Genomic DNA, 18,571 nt, shown 5'->3' with positions numbered 1-18,571 from the left:
ACGTCTCCACCCTACGCAGACTCCTTCGCCCGATACTGTGTGGGGGGATCGACGGAAGGACAACTTGTGCGCACCCCCACCTCGACCTACCGACTCCAGATCACCCGGGACTTCACCCTGCGGCAGGCCACCGCGATGGTCGGCTACCTGCGGGACCTCGGGGTGGGCGCGCTCTACCTGTCTCCCCTGCTCTCCTCCACCGCCGGGTCGGAGCACGGCTACGACTGCGTCGATCCGACCCGGATCGACCCCCAGCGCGGCGGCGAGCAGGGCTGGGCGGAACTGGTCGAGGCCGCCCACGCGGCCGGGATCGGGATCGTGGTCGACATCGTCCCCAACCATCTCGGCATCGCCGAGCCCGACCAGAACCCGAGCTGGTGGAGCGTGCTGAAGGAGGGCAGGGACTCACCGTACGCCGCCTGGTACGACATCGACTGGAGCCGCTTCCCGATCCTGCTGCCGGTGCTCGGGGAGGACCGGGACGAGAACCTCGCCCTGGTGGTGACCGAGGACGGGGCCGAGCTGGACTACTTCGGCCATCGCTACCCGGTGGCGGACGGCAGCTGGCATCCCGGGGACTCGGCGGCGGCCGTCCACGGGCGGCAGCACTACCGGCTGATCTCCTGGCGACGCGGTGACACCGACATCACCTACCGGCGCTTCTTCGCCGTCACCACCCTGGCCGGGATCCGCCAGGAGGACCCCGAGGTGTTCGCCGCCACGCACGCCCGGATCGCCCGGTGGATCGCCGACGGGCAGGTCGACGGCCTGCGGGTCGACCACCCCGACGGGCTGTGCGACCCCGGCGGCTACTTCGTCCGGCTGCGGGAGTTGGCGCCGGACGCCTGGATCGTGGGCGAGAAGATCCTGGAGCGCGGCGAGCACCTGCCGACCTGGCCGATCCAGGGCACCAGCGGGTACGACGCGATGTTCGACGCCGGGGCGGTGTTCCTCGATCCGGCCGCCGAGAAGCAGTTCTCCCGGATCTACACCTCGATCACCGGGGACCAGGTCGGCATCGCCGACCACATCCTGGAGGGCAAGCTCAACGCGGCCTACGAGCTGCTCGAAGCGGAGCGGCACCGGATCGCCCGGCTCGCCCCGGAGCTGGAGGCCGAGCCGCTGGAGTCGGCGCTGGCCGAGATCGCGGCCCGCTTCGAGGTCTATCGCTCCTACCTGCCCCAGGGAGACGGCTACCTGATCGCCGCCGAGCGGGCCGCGGCCGCGGCACGCCCCGACCTGGCCGAGGTGATCGACGCGATCGGTGACCGCCTGCACGACCCGGCCGACGAGGTGGCCCGCCGGTTCCAGCAGTTCTGCGGAGCGGTGATGGCCAAGGGCGTGGAGGACACCGCCTACTACCGCTATTCCCGGTTCATCGCGCTGAACGAGGTCGGTGGCGATCCCGGCACCTTCGGCATCGGGGTCGAGGAGTTCCACCGGCGGATGGCACACCGACAGGCCCGCTGGCCGGAGTCGATGACCTCGCTGTCCACCCATGACACGAAGCGCAGCGAGGACGTCCGGGGCCGGCTCAACGTACTGGCCGAGATCGGCGACATCTGGGGGCCGTTCGCCCAGCGGGTGGTGGAACGGATGGACATCGCCAACCGGCCGCTGGCCTACCTGCTCGCCCAGACCTTCGTCGGGGCGGCGCCGATCTCCCGGGAACGCATGCAGGCGTACGCCACCAAGGCGATGCGGGAGGCCTCGGACCAGACCAGCTGGACCGACCCGAACGAGGAGTTCGAGAAGGAGGTCCACGACGCCATCGACCGGGCCTACGACGACCCGGACACGGTGGAGCTGATGCGTACGCTGCTCGGCCTGGTCGCCCGCCCCGGCTGGTCGAACTCGCTGGGCCAGAAACTCGTCCAGCTCACCATGCCGGGGGTCCCCGACGTCTACCAGGGCACCGAGCTGTGGGACGAGTCGCTGGTGGACCCCGACAACCGCCGGCCGGTCGACTTCGCCGCCTGCGCCGGCCTGCTGCACCGCACCGAGGCCCCACCGCTGGACGCCACCGGCGCGGCGAAGCTGTGGGTCACCTCCCGGGCACTCCGGCTGCGCCGGGAGCGTCCCGAGCTGTTCACCGGCTACACCCCGGTGCACGCCGAAGGGCCGGCCGCCGAGCACCTGGTCGCCTTCGACCGCGGCGGTGCGATCACCCTGGCCACCCGGCTGCCGTACGGTCTCACCCACCAGGGCGGCTGGCGGGACACGGTGCTGCACCTCGACGGCAGCTACCGCGGACAACTGCACGGTCTGGAGTGGTCGGGTACGGTCGCCCTAGCGGAGATCCTCGCCGACTACCCGGTGGGCCTGCTGGTCCGGCAGTGAGAACGGCAGCCGGGCGAGGACCGCACGAGGACGAGAGAGGCCGACATGACCCTGCGCGTGGACATCTGGTCCGACATCGCCTGCCCGTGGTGCTACATCGGCAAGCGGCGGTTCGAGGCGGCGCTGGCCGCCTTCCCGCACCGCGCCGACGTCCGCGTCACCTGGCGGTCCTACCAGCTGGATCCCGACCTGCCGGAGCGCTACGACGGCAGTGAGGCGGAGTACCTCGCCGAGGTCAAGCGGATGCCGGCCGGACAGGTGGAGCAGATGCTGGCGGCGGTGTCGGAGCAGGCGGCCACCGTCGGCCTGACGTACGACTGGGACCGGCTGGTGCCGGCCAATTCGCTGCGCGGCCACCAACTGCTGCACCTCGCCCGACGTACGCCCGACATCGACGTCGCCGCGGTCGACGACGACCTGCTGAATGCACACTTCGTCCGCGGCGAGGCGATCAGCGATCCCGAGGTCCTGGTAGCGATCGGCATCCGGCACGGCCTGACCGAGGAGGCCGTCCGCGCCGCCCTCGACGACGATGCGATCTGCGCCGAGGTGCTGGCCGACTTCCGGACCGCGCGCTCGATCGGGGTCACCGGGGTGCCGTTCTTCGTCCTGGAGGACAAGTACGCCGTCTCCGGCGCGCAGCCCACCGAGCTGTTCGCCCAGGCCCTGCAGAAGGTCTGGGAGGAGGGCCATCCGGCCCCTCGCAACTTCATCAGCATCGACACCGGTGACGCCCCGGCCTGTGGCCCGGAGGGCTGCGCCTGATCGGCGCGCGTTCCATCGAAACACGCAGGAGGCCCGCCCTCATGGGGCGGGCCTCCTGGTGCGTCGGGTTGTGCCTGGTGGGGCGGCGTACGCCTCAGATCACTTGATGATCTTGGTGACGTTGCCGGCACCCACGGTGCGGCCACCCTCACGGATGGCGAACTTCAGGCCCTCTTCCATGGCGATCGGGTGGATCAGCTGCACCTTCATGTCGGTGTTGTCACCGGGCATCACCATGTCGACACCCTCCGGCAGCTCGATGGCGCCGGTGACGTCGGTGGTGCGGAAGTAGAACTGGGGGGAGTAGTGCGCGAAGAACGGCTTGTGACGGCCGCCCTCCTCCTTGGTCAGGATGTAGACACGACCCTCGAACTCGGTGTGCGGGGTGACCGAGCCCGGCTTGCAGACGACCATGCCGCGCTGCACGTCTTCCTTCTTGGTGCCACGGAGCAGCAGACCGACGTTCTCGCCCGCCTGGCCCTCGTCGAGCAGCTTGCGGAACATCTCGACGCCGGTGACCGTGGTGGTCTGGGTGGCGTCGTGGATGCCGACGAGCTCGACGCTCTCGTTCACCTTGATCACGCCGCGCTCGATCCGGCCGGTGACGACCGTGCCACGACCGGTGATGGTGAAGACGTCCTCCACCGGCATCAGGAACGGCTTGTCGATCTCGCGCGCCGGGGTCGGGATGTAGTCGTCAACCGCGTCCATCAGCTCTTCGATGGTCTTGACCCACTTCGGGTCGCCCTGCAGCGCCTGGTAGGCGGAGGTCTGCACGACCGGGCAGTCCTCGTCGAACTCCTGGGAAGCCAGCAGCTCGCGGACCTCCATCTCGACCAGCTCGATGAGCTCCTCGTCGTCGACCATGTCACACTTGTTCAGCGCCACGACCATGGCCGGCACGCCCACCTGGCGGGCGAGCAGCACGTGCTCGCGCGTCTGCGGCATCGGGCCGTCGGTGGCGGCCACGACCAGGATGGCGCCGTCCATCTGCGCGGCACCGGTGATCATGTTCTTCACGTAGTCGGCGTGACCGGGGCAGTCAACGTGCGCGTAGTGGCGCTTCGCGGTCTGGTACTCGATGTGAGCGATCGAGATCGTGATACCGCGCTGGCGCTCCTCGGGAGCCTTGTCGATGGAGTCGAAGGGGGACTCCTCGTTCAGGTCCGGGTACTTGTCGTGGAGCACCTTCGAGATCGCCGCGGTCAGAGTGGTCTTGCCGTGGTCGATGTGCCCGATGGTGCCGATGTTGACGTGCGGCTTGGTCCGCTCGAACTTGGCCTTTGCCACTGGGGCTCCTTCTTGATGGTCGCCTCACTGGTTGCGAGGCGCGCGTTGATTTCTACCGGTCTGACGCTTCGCCGGGTCCCCCGAGGGTGACCCGGCCAAGTTTTCTGCACCGGCGCCGCATAGTCAAACCGGAGCTATACTACTCGGTCATCGTCAGCGGCGCCGGTCAGGAGTTCAGGCGATCACTCGCCGCCGCGGGCCTTCTGGATGACCTCGTCGGACACGTTCTTCGGGGTCTCGGCGTAGGAGTCGAACTCCATCGAGTACGACGCCTGGCCCGAGGTCTTCGACCGCAGGTCGCCGACGTAGCCGAACATCTCCGACAGCGGGACCAGGGCGTGCACGACCTTGTTGCCGTGCTGGTCCTCCATCGACTGCACCTGGCCACGGCGGGCGTTCAGGTCACCGATGACGGTGCCCAGGTAGTCCTCCGGGGTGGTCACGTCGACGGCCATGATCGGCTCGAGCAGGACCGGGTTGGCCTTCCTGGCGGCCTCCTTGAAGGCCATCGAGCCGGCGATCTTGAAGGCGAGCTCGGAGGAGTCGACGTCGTGGTAGGCGCCGTCGACCAGGGTCACCTTGACGTCCTCGACCGGGTAGCCGGCCAGCACGCCGAACTGCATGGCCTCCTGGATGCCCGCGTCGACCGAGGGGATGTACTCCTTGGGGATGCGGCCACCGGTGACGGCGTTGACGAACTCGTAGCCGGAGCCCGGCTCCTGCGGCTCGAGGTCGATGATGACGCGACCGTACTGGCCCGAGCCACCCGACTGCTTCTTGTGGGTGTACTCGAACTTCTCGACCTTCTTGCGCAGCGACTCGCGATAGGCGACCTGCGGCTTGCCGATGTTGGCCTCGACGTGGAACTCGCGCTTCATCCGGTCGATCAGCACGTCGAGGTGGAGCTCGCCCATGCCGGCGATGATGGTCTGGCCGGTCTCCTCGTCGGTGTGCACCTGGAAGGTCGGGTCCTCCTCGGCGAGACGCTGGATGGCGACGCCGAGCTTCTCCTGGTCGGCCTTCGACTTCGGCTCGATCGCCTGCTCGATCACCGGGGCGGGGAAGGTCATCGACTCCAGCACGACCGGCTTGGCCGGGTCGCACAGGGTGTCACCGGTGCCGGTGTCCTTCAGGCCCATCACGGCGACGATCTGGCCGGCGCCGATCGAGGCGATCTCCTCGCGCTTGTTGGCGTGCATCTGGTAGATCTTGCCGATCCGCTCCTTCTTGCCCTTCACCGAGTTCAGCACGGTCGAGCCGGTGTCCAGGCGACCGGAGTAGACCCGGATGTAGGTCAGCCGGCCCAGGTGCGGGTCGGCGGCGATCTTGAAAGCCAGCATCGCCAGCGGCTCGGCGTCGCTGGGGTGACGCTCGATGACGACGGACTCGTCACCGGGCTTGAAGCCCTCGATCGCCGGGATATCGAGCGGCGTCGGCAGGTAGTCGACGATCGCGTCGAGCAGCGGCTGGACGCCCTTGTTCTTGAACGCGGTGCCGAGGAAGACGGCGGTGATCGCGCTGGACAGCACGGCCCGGCGGACCGCGGCCTTGAGCTCGGCGGTGGTGAACTCCTCGCCGCCGAGGTACTTCTCCATGAACTCGTCGTCGTTCTCGGCGATCACCTCCAGCAGCTCGGCACGGGCCGCCTCGGCCTTGTCGCGCTGGTCGGCCGGGATCTCCTCGATCTCGTAGTCCTCGCCCACCTTGGTCTCGCCGTGCCACACCAGGGCGCGCATCTCGACCAGGTCGATCACGCCGTAGAAGTCGCTCTCGGCACCCAGCGGCAGCTGCATCACCGCGGCGGTGGCGTTCAGCCGGGTCCGGATGGTCTCGACGGCGTGGTCGAAGTCGGCACCCGTACGGTCCATCTTGTTCACGAAGCAGATCCGCGGCACGCCGTACTTGTCGGCCTGGCGCCACACGGTCATCGACTGCGGCTCGACGCCCGCGACACCGTCGAACACGGCGACGGCACCGTCGAGGACCCGCAGCGAACGCTCCACCTCGACGGTGAAGTCGACGTGGCCGGGGGTGTCGATGATGTTGATCTGGGTCCCGTGCCAGTAGCAGGTGGTGGCCGCGGAGGTGATGGTGATGCCGCGCTCCTGCTCCTGCTCCATCCAGTCCATCGTGGCGCCACCCTCGTGCACCTCACCGATCTTGTAGTTGATTCCGGTGTAGAACAGGATGCGTTCGGTGGTGGTGGTCTTACCGGCATCAATGTGCGCCATGATCCCGATGTTGCGGACCTTGGCGAGGTCGGTTTCAATCTCGACAGCCACGAAGGGTACCTCTCGTCATGTGTGCGGTCTTCCGGCTTGACCGCACGAGGCGGGGCGACCGGTGGTCAATAAATAGGTGGCCGACGCACGCCCCGACGGCGGCGCGGCCCGATGGGCGTGCGACACGCGACCCTGCACAGGGTACGGCGCCGGGCGCCGACGATCCAACCCGGGTGGTACGCAGGCGATGCGCACCTCCACAGCGGACCATCGGCGCCCGGCGCCGTGCAGCAAGGGGTGTCACCAACGGTAATGAGCGAAAGCCTTGTTGGCCTCGGCCATCTTGTGGGTGTCCTCGCGACGCTTCACCGAAGCGCCGAGGCCGTTGGAGGCGTCGAGGATCTCGTTCATCAGCCGCTCGGCCATGGTCTTCTCGCGGCGGTCCCGGGAGAATCCGACCAGCCAACGCAGCGCCAGGGTGGTGGCGCGGGCGGGCTTGACCTCGACCGGGACCTGGTAGGTGGCGCCGCCGACCCGGCGGGACTTGACCTCGAGGGCGGGCTTCACATTGTCCAGCGCGCGCTTCAGGGTCTGGACGGGGTCGACGCCGGTCTTGGCCCGGGTGCCCTCGAGAGCGGTGTAGACGATGTTCTGGGCGACGGACTTCTTGCCGTCCACCAGCACCTTGCTGACCAGCTGGCTCACCAGGGGGGAACCGTAGACCGGGTCGGCGGGCATCGGGCGACGGGGCGCGGGACCCTTACGAGGCATTACTTCTCCTTCTTCGCACCGTAGCGGCTGCGGGCCTGCTTACGGTTCTTGACGCCCTGGGTGTCCAGCGAGCCGCGGATGATCTTGTAGCGAACGCCCGGCAGGTCCTTCACCCGACCGCCGCGCACGAGCACCATCGAGTGCTCCTGGAGGTTGTGACCCACACCCGGGATGTACGCAGTCACCTCGACACCGCTGGAGAGTCGCACCCGGGCGACCTTCCGCAGCGCAGAGTTCGGCTTCTTCGGGGTGGTGGTGTAGACGCGGGTGCAGACGCCACGGCGCTGCGGAGAGCCCTTCAGGGCAGGCGTCTTGCTCTTCGTCGCCTTGTCGGTCCGGCCCTTGCGGACCAGCTGCTGGATAGTTGGCACCGGCTGGTATCTCTTTCCGTTGGTCGGGCGCACCCGGCGGTCGGGTATGCCCTGATGTCGTACGACTCCTGTGCGGGGTCTGATGACTCCTGGCTGCGGGCCCCCTGCCGGCGAGACGTACGCACGGGTAGGACCCTCGCGCGACGTCGCCTCGTGGCGGCGGGACGACCGCATGTTCGCGGCTCTGCCGGCGGTTCCGGAAGCCTTCGGTGGCCGACACCGCGCACGGCGCGATACGTAACCTCACCCAGGTTGTTCACCACGATCGGCCCCGTGACGGCCGATCACCCCCGCGAGCGGGCGCTGCGACTGGTCCGGACAGGCCGGACACAGGTACCAAGGTTACTGGCTTCTGCCGCTGCGGTCAAAACACCGGTGCCGAGGCACCGCCGATCCTCCGCCACCGGGCCTGCCGACCGGTGGGTCGGCAGGCCCGGATCGATCGACCTCGATCAGCGGTAGCCGCCCATGTCGAAGTCGTCCAGCGGCGGGACCGAGCTGCCGGCGCCCGACATCAGGTCGTAGTCGTACGCCTCGTAGCTGGCCATCGTGTAGGCCGCCGCCTTCGCCTCCGGGGTCGGCTCGACCCGGATGTTGCGGTAGCGGTCCAGACCGGTGCCGGCCGGGATCAGCTTGCCGAGGATCACGTTCTCCTTCAGGCCCCTCAGCGAGTCCGACTTGCCGTGGATGGCGGCATCGGTCAACACCTTGGTGGTCTCCTGGAAGGACGCCGCGGACAGCCACGAGTCGGTCGCCAGCGATGCCTTGGTGATGCCCATCAGGACCGGACGGCCCTGGGCGGGCTGGCCACCCTCGGCGACGACCTTGCGGTTCTGCGCGACGTACGACGGACGATCGACCAGCTCACCGGGCAGCATCTCGGTGTCGCCCGACTCCAGCACGGTCACCCGGCGCAGCATCTGGCGGATGATGATCTCCAGGTGCTTGTCGTGGATCGGCGCGCCCTGGGTGCCGTACACCTTCTGGACCTCGTCCACCAGGTGCTGCTGCACCGCCGCCACGCCGAGGACCTCGAGCACGTCCTGCGGGTCGAGCTGGCCGTTGGTCAGCTGCTGGCCGACCGCGACGTGGTCGCCATCCTCCACCAGCAGCCGGGCCCGGCGGCCCAGCGGGACCTCGAACTCGTCGGCACCGTCGTCGGGCACCACGAACAGCTTGCGCCCACGATCGGTGGTCTCCAGCCGGATCCGGCCGGCGGCACCCGCGATGGGCGCCTTGGCCTTCGGCGACCGGGCCTCGAACAGCTCGACGACACGCGGCAGACCCTGGGTGATGTCGTCACCGGCCACACCACCGGTGTGGAAGGTACGCATCGTCAGCTGGGTGCCCGGCTCGCCGATCGACTGGGCCGCGACGATACCGACCGCCTCACCGACGTCGACGAGCTTGCCGGTCGCCAGGGAGCGGCCGTAGCACATCGCGCAGGTGCCGGAGGTGGACTCACAGGTGAGCACCGAGCGGACCTTCACATGGGTGATGCCGTTGTCGATCAGCATCTTGATGTTCACGTCGCCGAGGTCGACACCGGCCTGCAGCAGCACCTCCCCGTCGGGGCCGGTGATGTCGGTGGCCAGGCACCGGGCGTACACCGCGGTCTCGATCGTCGGGTCGGCGACCAGCACGCCGTTCTTCTCGAGCGCGATCCGCTTGGTCAGACCCGACTCGGTGCCGCAGTCCTCCTCGCGGATGATGACGTCCTGGGAGACGTCGACCAGCCGTCGGGTGAGGTAGCCGGAGTCGGCCGTCCGCAGCGCGGTGTCGGCCTGCCCCTTCCGGCCGCCGTGGGTGGAGATGAAGTACTCCAGCACGGTCAGGCCCTCGCGGAAGTTCGACTTGATCGGCGAGGGGATGATGTCGCCCTTCGGGTTGGCCACCAGGCCTCGCATGGCGGCGATCTGCCGCATCTGCGTCATGTTCCCTCGGGCACCGGAGTGCACCATCATGTAGATCGGGTTGGTGTGCGAGAAGTTCTGCTCCATCGCCTCGGTCAGCTCGGCGGTCGCCTGCTGCCACAGCTCGATCAGGTTGGACCGGCGCTCCTCGGCGGTCGACTTGCCGCGCTCGTACTGCTTGTCGATCGCGGTGGCCTTGGACTCGTAGCGGGCGATCAGCTCCGGCTTGCTGTCCGGGGTCTGGATGTCGGAGACCGACACCGTCGCACCCGACCGCGGGGCCCAGCCGAAGCCGAGGTCCTTCAGGTTGTCCAGCGCCGCGGCGACCTCGACCTTCGGGTAACGCTCGGCCAGGTCGTTGACGATCCGGCCCAACGGCTTCTTCGACACCTCGTAGTTCACGTACGGGAAATCGGCCGGCAGGGCCTCGTTGAAGATGGTCCGGCCGAGCGTGGTCGCCAGCATGATCGAGCCGTCCTCGCGCAGCTGCTGGTCGGCGTCCGGCGGGACGATGTCCCGCATCCGGATGGTCACCTTGGTGCCGAGCTTGATCTCCCCGAGGTCGAAGGCCATCCGGGCCTCGGCCGGGTCACGGAACACCCGTCCCTCCCCGATCGCGCCGGGGCGCTCCTGGGTGAGGAAGTACATGCCGATGATCATGTCCTGGGTCGGCAGGGTGACCGGACGACCGTCGGCCGGCTTGAGGATGTTGTTCGTCGACAGCATCAGGATCCGGGCCTCGGCCTGGGCCTCCGCGCTCAGCGGCAGGTGGACGGCCATCTGGTCGCCGTCGAAGTCGGCGTTGAAGGCCGTGCAGACCAGCGGGTGGAGCTGGATCGCCTTGCCCTCGATCAGCTGCGGCTCGAAGGCCTGGATGCCGAGGCGGTGCAGCGTGGGGGCGCGGTTGAGCAGCACCGGGTGCTCGGTGATCACCTCTTCGAGCACGTCCCAGACCCGCGGGTCCTTGCGCTCGACCATCCGCTTGGCCGCCTTGACGTTCTGCGCGTGGTTGAGGTCGGTCAGCCGCTTCATCACGAACGGCTTGAACAGCTCCAGGGCCATCGTCTTGGGCAGGCCGCACTGGTGCAGCTTCAGCTGCGGGCCGACCACGATGACCGAACGGCCGGAGTAGTCGACGCGCTTGCCGAGCAGGTTCTGGCGGAACCGGCCCTGCTTGCCCTTGAGCATGTCGGAGATCGACTTCAGCGGGCGGTTGCCCGGCCCGGTCACCGGACGGCCGCGGCGGCCGTTGTCGAACAACGAGTCGACGGCCTCCTGCAGCATCCGCTTCTCGTTGTTGACGATGATCTCGGGGGCGCCGAGGTCGAGCAGTCGCTTGAGGCGGTTGTTGCGGTTGATCACCCGGCGGTAGAGGTCGTTCAGGTCGGAGGTGGCGAACCGGCCACCGTCGAGCTGGACCATCGGGCGCAGGTCCGGCGGGATCACCGGGACAGCGTCGAGGACCATGCCCTCCGGCGAGTTGCCGGTCTGGATGAACGCCGACACCACCTTGAGCCGCTTGAGGGCGCGGGTCTTCCGCTGGCCCTTGCCGTTGCGGATGATCGTCCGGAGGTTCTCCGCCTCGGCATCGAGGTCGAAGTCACGGAGCCGCTGCTGGATCGCGGCGGCACCCATCGAGCCGCCGAAGTAGCGGCCGAACCGGGCCTTCATCTCCCGGTAGAGCACCTCGTCACCCTCGAGGTCCTGCACCTTGAGGCCCTTGAACCGGTCCCAGACCGCGTCCAGACGGTCGATCTCGCGCTGGCCACGGTCGCGCAGCAGCTTGACCTCCTTCTCGGCCTGGGCACGGACCTTGCGGTTCATGTCGGCCGAGCCGCCCTCGGTCTCGAGCTTCTCCAGGTCCTCCTCGAGCTTGCGCATCTTCTGCTCGATGGCGGCGTCGCGCTGCTTCTGGCGGTTCGCCTTCTCCTGGTTGATCTTCGCCTCGAGCGAGGGCAGGTCGCGGTGACGGGCCTCCTCGTCGACGTTGGTGATCATGTACGCCGCGAAGTAGATGACCTTCTCCAGGTCCTTCGGGGCGACGTCCAGCAAGTAGCCGAGCCGGCTCGGCACACCCTTGAAGTACCAGATGTGCGTCACCGGAGCGGCCAGCTCGATGTGACCCATCCGCTCGCGGCGGACGTTGGAGCGGGTGACCTCGACGCCACAGCGCTCACACACGATGCCCTTGAACCGGACCCGCTTGTACTTGCCGCAGTAGCACTCCCAGTCCCGGGTGGGACCGAAGATCTTCTCGCAGAACAGGCCGTCGCGTTCCGGCTTCAGGGTGCGGTAGTTGATGGTCTCCGGCTTCTTCACCTCGCCGTGGGACCAGCCGCGGATGTCCTCGGCCGTGGCCAGGCCGATCCGCAGTTCGTCGAAGGAATTCGCGTCGTGCACGATATATCTCTTCCTCCCGCCTCGTCAGGCGGGCTGATAGTCCTGAAAGAGTTGCTGGTGGGTGAAGGAAGTCAGCCCTGGGCCAGGGCGTCCGAGCCGGGGCGGCGACGCAGGTCGACGCCCAGCCCGTCCGGGACGCGGTAGTTCTCGTCCTCGGCGTCACGCAGGTCCTGCACGACGCCGTCCGAGGAGAGCACCTCCACGTTCAGGCACAGGGACTTCATTTCCTTGATCAGGACCTTGAAGGACTCGGGGATGCCCGGCTCGGGAATGTTCTCCCCCTTGACGATGGCCTCGTAGACCTTCACCCGGCCCGACACGTCGTCGGACTTGATGGTGAGCAGCTCCTGCAGTGCCCAGGCGGCGCCGTACGCCTCCAGGGCCCACACCTCCATCTCACCGAAACGCTGGCCGCCGAACTGCGCCTTGCCGCCCAGCGGCTGCTGGGTGATCATCGAGTACGGGCCGGTGGACCGGGCGTGGATCTTGTCGTCCACCAGGTGGTGCAGCTTCAGCATGTACATGTAGCCGACGCCGATCGGCTCCGGGAACGGCTCGCCGGAGCGGCCGTCGAACAGCCGCGCCTTGCCGGTGCCCTGCATCACCTTCAGCCCGTCGCGGTTCGGCAGGCCGTACTCCAGCAGGCCGGCGAGCTCCTTGTCGGTGGCACCGTCGAAGACCGGCGTGGCCAGGCACTGGTCGCCCTGGACCAGGCCGAGGCCGACCGAGCGCAGTCGCTCCGCCCACGGCTCGTCGACCTCGGTGACGTCCCAGCCGGACTTGGCGATCCAGCCCAGGTGCAGCTCCATCACCTGGCCGACGTTCATCCGGGAGGGGACGCCGAGCGGGTTCAGGATGATGTCGACCGGGGTGCCGTCCTCCAGGAAGGGCATGTCCTCGGCGGGGAGGATCTTGGAGATGACACCCTTGTTGCCGTGCCGGCCGGCGAGCTTGTCACCGATGGAGATCTTGCGCTTCTGGGCGACGTAGACCCGGACCATCTGGTTGACGCCGGGGGCCAGATCGTCGCCATTGTCCCGGTCGAAGACCTTGATCCCGATGATGGTGCCGGACTCGCCGTGCGGCACCTTCATCGAGGTGTCGCGGACCTCGCGGGCCTTCTCCCCGAAGATGGCGCGCAGCAGGCGCTCCTCGGAGGTCATCTCGGTCTCGCCCTTCGGGGTGACCTTGCCGACCAGGATGTCGCCGGTGGTCACCTCGGCGCCGATCCGGATGATGCCGCGCTCGTCGAGGTTGGCCAGCATCTCGTCGGAGACGTTGGGGATGTCGCGGGTGATCTCCTCGGCACCGAGCTTGGTGTCGCGGGCGTCGACCTCGTGCTCCTCGATGTGGATCGAGGTGAGCACGTCGTCCTGCACCAGACGCTGGGACAGGATGATCGCGTCCTCGTAGTTCAGGCCGTTCCACGGCATGAACGCGACCAGCAGGTTGCGGCCGAGCGACAGCTCGCCGTTGTCGGTGCACGGGCCGTCGGCCAGCGGAGTGCCGACCTCGACGCGCTGCCCGACCGCCACCAGCGGGCGCTGGTTGACACAGGTGCCGGCGTTGGACCGGACGAACTTCTCCAGCTTGTACGCCGAGAGGGTGCCGTCGTCGTTCGACACCTCGACGACGTCGCCGGTGACCGAGGTGACGCCGCCGGCCTTCTTGGCCAGGGTGACATCACCGGCGTCGACGGCGGCGCGGTACTCCATGCCGGTGCCGACGAACGGGGCCTCGGACTTGACCAGCGGCACGGCCTGGCGCTGCATGTTGGACCCCATCAGGGCCCGGGAGGCGTCGTCGTGCTCGAGGAACGGGATCAGGGCGGTGGCCACCGACACCATCTGGCGCGGCGACACGTCCATGTAGTCGATCTGCCCGCTGGGCAGGGTGTCGACGTCGCCGTGGCGCTTGCGGACCAGGATCCGCTCGTCGACGAAGGACCCGTCCTCGCGCAGCGGCGCGTTGGCCTGGGCGATGACATAGCGGTCCTCGACGTCGGCGGTCAGGTAGTCGATGTCGTTGGTGACCTTGCCCTCGACGACGCGACGGTACGGGGTCTCGATGAACCCGAAGGCGTTCACCCGGGCGAACGACGCCAGCGAGCCGATCAGACCGATGTTCGGACCTTCCGGGGTCTCGATCGGGCACATCCGGCCGTAGTGCGACGGGTGGACGTCGCGGACCTCCATGCCGGCCCGGTCACGGGACAGACCGCCGGGGCCCAGCGCGGACAGCCGGCGCTTGTGCGTCAGACCGGCCAGCGGGTTGTTCTGGTCCATGAACTGCGACAGCTGCGAGGTGCCGAAGAACTCCTTCAGCGCCGCCACCACCGGACGGATGTTGATCAGCGTCTGCGGGGTGATCGCCTCGATGTCCTGGGTGGTCATCCGGTCCCGGACGACCCGCTCCATCCGGCCCAGGCCGGTCCGCAGCTGGTTCTGGATCAACTCACCGACCGTACGCAGACGACGGTTGCCGAAGTGGTCGATGTCGTCGACCTCGACCAGGACGTCCGCGACCTCACCGTTGGCGTCGACGCCGGGCAGCGAGGTGCGGCCGTCGTGCAGCGCCACCACGTAGCGGATCGCCGAGACGATGTCCTCCCGGGTGAGCACCTGCTGGTCGAAGGCCAGCCCGACGCCGAGCTTCTTGTTGATCTTGTACCGGCCGACCTTGGCCAGGTCATAGCGCTTCGGGTTGAAGTAGTAGTTCTCCAGCAGGTTGTTCGCCGCCTCGATAGTCGGCGGCTCACCCGGGCGCAGCTTGCGGTAGATGTCCAGCAGGGCGTCGTCCCGGCCGGTGGTGTGGTCCTTCTCCAGGGTGTGGCGGATCGACTCGTACTGGCCGAACTCCTCCAGGATCTGCTCGTTGGTCCAGCCCAGGGCCTTGAGCAGCACCGTCACCGACTGCTTGCGCTTGCGGTCGAGACGTACGCCGACCTGGTCGCGCTTGTCGACCTCGAACTCCAGCCACGCGCCGCGCGAGGGGATGATCTTGCAGGTGTAGATGTCCTTGTCGGACGTCTTGTCCGGGGTCTTCTCGAAGTAGACGCCCGGGGACCGGACCAGCTGCGACACGACGACGCGCTCGGACCCGTTGATGATGAAGGTGCCCTTCTCCGTGATCAGCGGGAAGTCACCCATGAACACCGTCTGGGACTTGATCTCACCGGTGTCGTTGTTCATGAACTCCGCGGTGACGAACAGCGGAGCGGAGTAGGTGGCGTCCTTCTCCTTGCACTCGTCGACCGAGTTCTTCGGATCCTCGAAACGGTGGTCGCGGAACGACAGTGACATCGTCTCGGAGAAGTCCTCGATGGGCGAGATCTCCTCGAAGATCTCCTCCAGGCCGGACTTCGTGTTGATATCGGTGCGGCCCTGCTCCTGGGCCTCCTCCACCGACGCCTTCCAGGCGTCGTTACCGACCAGCCAATCGAACGACTTGATCTGAAGATCGAGCAGGTGGGGCACCTGCAAGGGTTCGTGGATCTTCGCGAACGAGATGCGTCCCGTCGTGGAGATGACGTCGGTGTTCTTCGAGGCAATGCGCGCGGCGGCCAACAGTTTGGTCCTTCCAGAACTGGCAGGCGATGTGGTGCCAGTGCCACGCAACCAGGGAAGGCACCATCCGCGCGGCCCCCTGCGAGGAAGGGGAGGACACGCGGTACGGCATCAAAGGGCGGCAGGCGACAACAGGCAAACGCCGACACTACACGACCATGGCACGAAACGCAAACCCGAAAGGATAGCCCATCTCCGGTGCGCTGGTGCCCAGCCTACTCTCCCGCGTGTCGGCCTGCCAGCCTGACGGGGTGAACACTGGGCGACCCGATGACGCATCGCCTCTCGTCCGACGCGCACCGGTTCACACCGACCCGCTCGACGGGGCCATGCTACGCCACCGGGACGCCCCCGTCCCACCACCGACCACGGCAGGCGGTCAGGCGTTGGGGGCCGCCGTGGTGCCGGCACCACGGCGACGGATCACCGGCGCCGTGGCGTACGCCGGCGCGGCGCCGTCCGCGGGCGCGGCGCGGTGCACCGGGTCGCCCTCGGCCCCGACCGGCACGAAGCCGGCCTCGGCGATCATCTGCAGGTCGGCCGCACCGGCCTGCCCCTCGGAGGTCAGGTAGTCACCGAGGAAGATCGAGTTGGCGATCTCCAGCCCCAGCGGCTGCAGGGAACGCAGCGTGTCCTCCCGGCCGCCGGCGATCCGGACCTCCGTGTCCGGGTGTACGAAGCGCACCATGGCGAGGATCCGCAGGCCGTCCAGCGGGCTCAGCATGTGGCGGCCGGCCAGCGGGGTGCCGTCGAAGGGCATCAGGAAGTTGACCGGCACCGAGTCGGACCCCATCCGGCGCAGCGCGAAGGCGACGTCGACGAGTTCCTCGGCAGTCTCCCCCATCCCCGCGATCAGCCCGGAGCAGGCCGACAGCCCGGCATGGCGGGCCTTCGCGACGGTGTCCGCCCGGTCGGCGTACGTGTGGGTGGAGCAGATGTCGTCGTAGTGCGACGCGGCGGTGTTGAGGTTGTGGTTGTACGCGTCGGTGCCGGCCGCGGCGAGCCGCTCGGCCTGGCCCTCCCTGAGCAGCCCGAGGCAGGCGCACACCTCGATGTCGGGATCGGCCTGCCGGAGGCCGTCGATGATGTCGCCGACCCGGTCGAGGTCGCGGTTCGAGGGCCCCCGGCCGGAGGCGACCAGGCAGACCCGCCGGGCGCCGGCATCCATCCCGGTCCTCGCGGCCCGGACCGCCTCCTCCGTGGACAGCCAGGAGTAGGTGAGCACGTCAGCCTCGGAGCCGAGTCGCTGCGAGCAGTAGCCGCAGTCCTCGGCACACAGGCCCGACTTGAGATTGACCAGGTAGTTGAGCTTGACCGAGTTGCCGAACCAGCGGCGGCGGAGCCGCCCGGCGGCCTGGACCAGCCCCAGCACCTCGGCATCGGGCACGTTCAGCAGGGCCAGCGCCTCTTCCTCGGTCACCGCGCCGCCGTCGAGCACGCGATCGGCGAGCGCCTGTGGCTTGACCTCGGTGGCGGGCGCGGCGGGGTCGGTGGGGTCGAGGGGAGCAGCGGTGAGCGTTTCCTGGGGTGCCATGAGATCTCCTTCGGTCGGGTCCGTGCTGGGTGAGGTCCTCCGCCGGACGCGGGCGGGTTCGACCTACACTCCTTGAACGCCGTTCACTATACGGCGTTCAAGTCCACGCGATGCGGTGGCTCCGGGGACGGGCGGCTAGGCTCGGAGGCCGGGACGGAGAGGCACACCCAGCACGGCACCGAACACGCCGCCCACGGAGAACCTCGAGGAGGGGACATGTCATTGAGCCGGGCGGACGTGCTCGCCAAGGCCGTCGAGATCCTCGACGCGTACGGGCTGGCGGACCTGACGATGCGCCGGCTGGCCACCGCCCTCCATGTCCAGCCGGGCGCCCTCTACTGGCACTACGCCAACAAGCAGGAGTTGCTCGCCGCCGTCACCGACCGCATCCTGGCCGGGGTATGCTCCCCCGGACCCGACGACACCTGGCAGCAGGCCCTGCTCGACTGGTCCGTATCACTGCGGGCCACGCTGTTGGCCCATCGGGACGGGGCCGATCTCACCTCGTCGGCAGTGGCGCTGAGCCTCGGCGCCCTGCGCCCGCAGGAGCCTCTCGTACGACTCCTCACTGCGGCCGGCCTCGGATCCGCCGATGCCGAGGCGATCGGGGAAACCGCCCTGCACCTCACCCTCGGACTGACCCTGAACGAACAGTCGCGCGCCCAGGCCGCGGCACTCGGCGTCATCGCGGGGCCGGCACCGGATGACCGCGCCCGGCTGGAGTTGGGCATCGATCTGCTGGCGCGCGGGGTGTCCGCGCGGTTCGGGATCTGAGGCCCGTCGGGACACGGGCGCACTGCGCAGCTCACGGATTCGCCACCGCTCTCGGCACGCGGCGAGGCCCCGGCAACGACTCCCCGAGCAGACCCGAGCGTCCTCGCACGCCTCCCCGGGGCCATCCGCACGGTCGTACGCCGGAGGGGCGGGCCCCTGTGGGACCCGCCCCTCCGGACGGTTCGGCTCCTCGGGACCCGCGGGCCCCGAGGTCGTGCTCACTTGACAGTGACGGTGGCGCCGGCGGCCTCGAGCTTCTCCTTGGCAGCGGCGGCGGCGTCCTTGGTGACCTTCTCCAGGACGGCCTTGGGGGCGGACTCCACGACCTCCTTGGCCTCCTTCAGGCCGAGGGAGGTGAGGGCGCGCACCTCCTTGATGACCTGGATCTTCTTGTCGCCGGCGGCCTCGAGGACGACGTCGAACTCGGTCTGCTCCTCCTCGGCGGCGGCCTCCGCAGCGGCAGCCGGGGCGGCAGCGGCCACGGCGACCGGGGCGGCAGCGGTGACCTCGAAGGTGTCCTCGAACAGCTTCACGAACTCGGAGAGCTCGATCAGCGACATTTCCTTGAAAGCGGCGATCAGCTCGTCGTTGCTCAGCTTGGCCATGATGGGTTCCTCACTTCTCG

General features: G+C 68.4%; 11 protein-coding genes. 3 read left to right on the top strand and 8 right to left on the bottom strand.

The window, feature by feature from the left end; all coding sequences use genetic code 11:
• Positions 1-66: 66 nt before the first annotated feature.
• Together treY and R0145_RS03195 are read left to right on the top strand one after the other, a co-directional pair.
• Entirely contained in the window at positions 67-2,340 is a 2,274-nt protein-coding gene (gene treY, locus R0145_RS03200) for a malto-oligosyltrehalose synthase (protein WP_317838975.1), read from the top strand.
• Between the two features lie 45 nt (positions 2,341-2,385).
• Positions 2,386-3,105 (top strand): DsbA family oxidoreductase, encoded by a 720-nt coding sequence (locus R0145_RS03195; RefSeq protein WP_317838974.1) that lies wholly within the window; start codon positions 2,386-2,388, stop codon positions 3,103-3,105.
• A gap of 99 nt (positions 3,106-3,204) precedes the next feature.
• On the opposite strand, the gene tuf is transcribed toward R0145_RS03195, so the two are convergent.
• The 7 genes from tuf to bioB form a co-directional block, all read right to left on the bottom strand.
• Positions 3,205-4,395: an elongation factor Tu gene (gene tuf, locus R0145_RS03190; protein ID WP_317838973.1), complete on the bottom strand. Its 1,191-nt coding sequence runs from the start codon at positions 4,393-4,395 to the stop codon at positions 3,205-3,207.
• A gap of 182 nt (positions 4,396-4,577) precedes the next feature.
• Positions 4,578-6,677, bottom strand: a complete 2,100-nt coding sequence (gene fusA, locus R0145_RS03185) for an elongation factor G (RefSeq protein ID WP_317838972.1) — start codon at positions 6,675-6,677, stop codon at positions 4,578-4,580.
• A 240-nt stretch (positions 6,678-6,917) separates the two neighbouring features.
• Entirely contained in the window at positions 6,918-7,388 is a 471-nt protein-coding gene (gene rpsG, locus R0145_RS03180) for a 30S ribosomal protein S7 (protein WP_317838971.1), read from the bottom strand.
• Positions 7,388-7,759, bottom strand: coding sequence for a 30S ribosomal protein S12 (gene rpsL / locus R0145_RS03175; protein WP_317691119.1), 372 nt, complete (start codon positions 7,757-7,759; stop codon positions 7,388-7,390). The genes rpsG and rpsL overlap by 1 nt, the downstream gene beginning before the upstream one ends.
• Positions 7,760-8,211: 452 nt before the next feature.
• Complete coding sequence (locus tag R0145_RS03170; RefSeq protein ID WP_317838970.1) at positions 8,212-12,072, bottom strand: DNA-directed RNA polymerase subunit beta'; 3,861 nt, start codon at positions 12,070-12,072, stop codon at positions 8,212-8,214.
• 71 nt (positions 12,073-12,143) lie between these two features.
• Positions 12,144-15,638 (bottom strand): DNA-directed RNA polymerase subunit beta, encoded by a 3,495-nt coding sequence (gene rpoB / locus R0145_RS03165; protein ID WP_317838969.1) that lies wholly within the window; start codon positions 15,636-15,638, stop codon positions 12,144-12,146.
• Between the two features lie 379 nt (positions 15,639-16,017).
• Entirely contained in the window at positions 16,018-17,172 is a 1,155-nt protein-coding gene (bioB, locus tag R0145_RS03160; RefSeq protein WP_317838968.1) for a biotin synthase BioB, read from the bottom strand.
• Positions 17,173-17,388: 216 nt separating this feature from the next.
• Between bioB and R0145_RS03155 the strand changes: the two genes are divergently transcribed.
• Positions 17,389-17,946, top strand: a complete 558-nt coding sequence (locus R0145_RS03155) for a TetR/AcrR family transcriptional regulator C-terminal domain-containing protein (RefSeq protein WP_317838967.1) — start codon at positions 17,389-17,391, stop codon at positions 17,944-17,946.
• 218 nt (positions 17,947-18,164) lie between these two features.
• On the opposite strand, the gene rplL is transcribed toward R0145_RS03155, so the two are convergent.
• A complete protein-coding gene (gene rplL / locus R0145_RS03150) occupies positions 18,165-18,551 on the bottom strand; it encodes a 50S ribosomal protein L7/L12 (protein WP_317838966.1) in 387 nt (128 codons plus the stop codon).
• Positions 18,552-18,571 lie beyond the last annotated feature (20 nt).

The sequence above is a fragment of the Raineyella sp. W15-4 genome, assembly GCF_033170155.1.
In the GTDB taxonomy this organism is placed as follows: domain Bacteria; phylum Actinomycetota; class Actinomycetes; order Propionibacteriales; family Propionibacteriaceae; genus Raineyella.
Note: the sequence above shows the minus strand (reverse complement) of the source record. Positions and strands in the feature narration are given on the sequence as shown.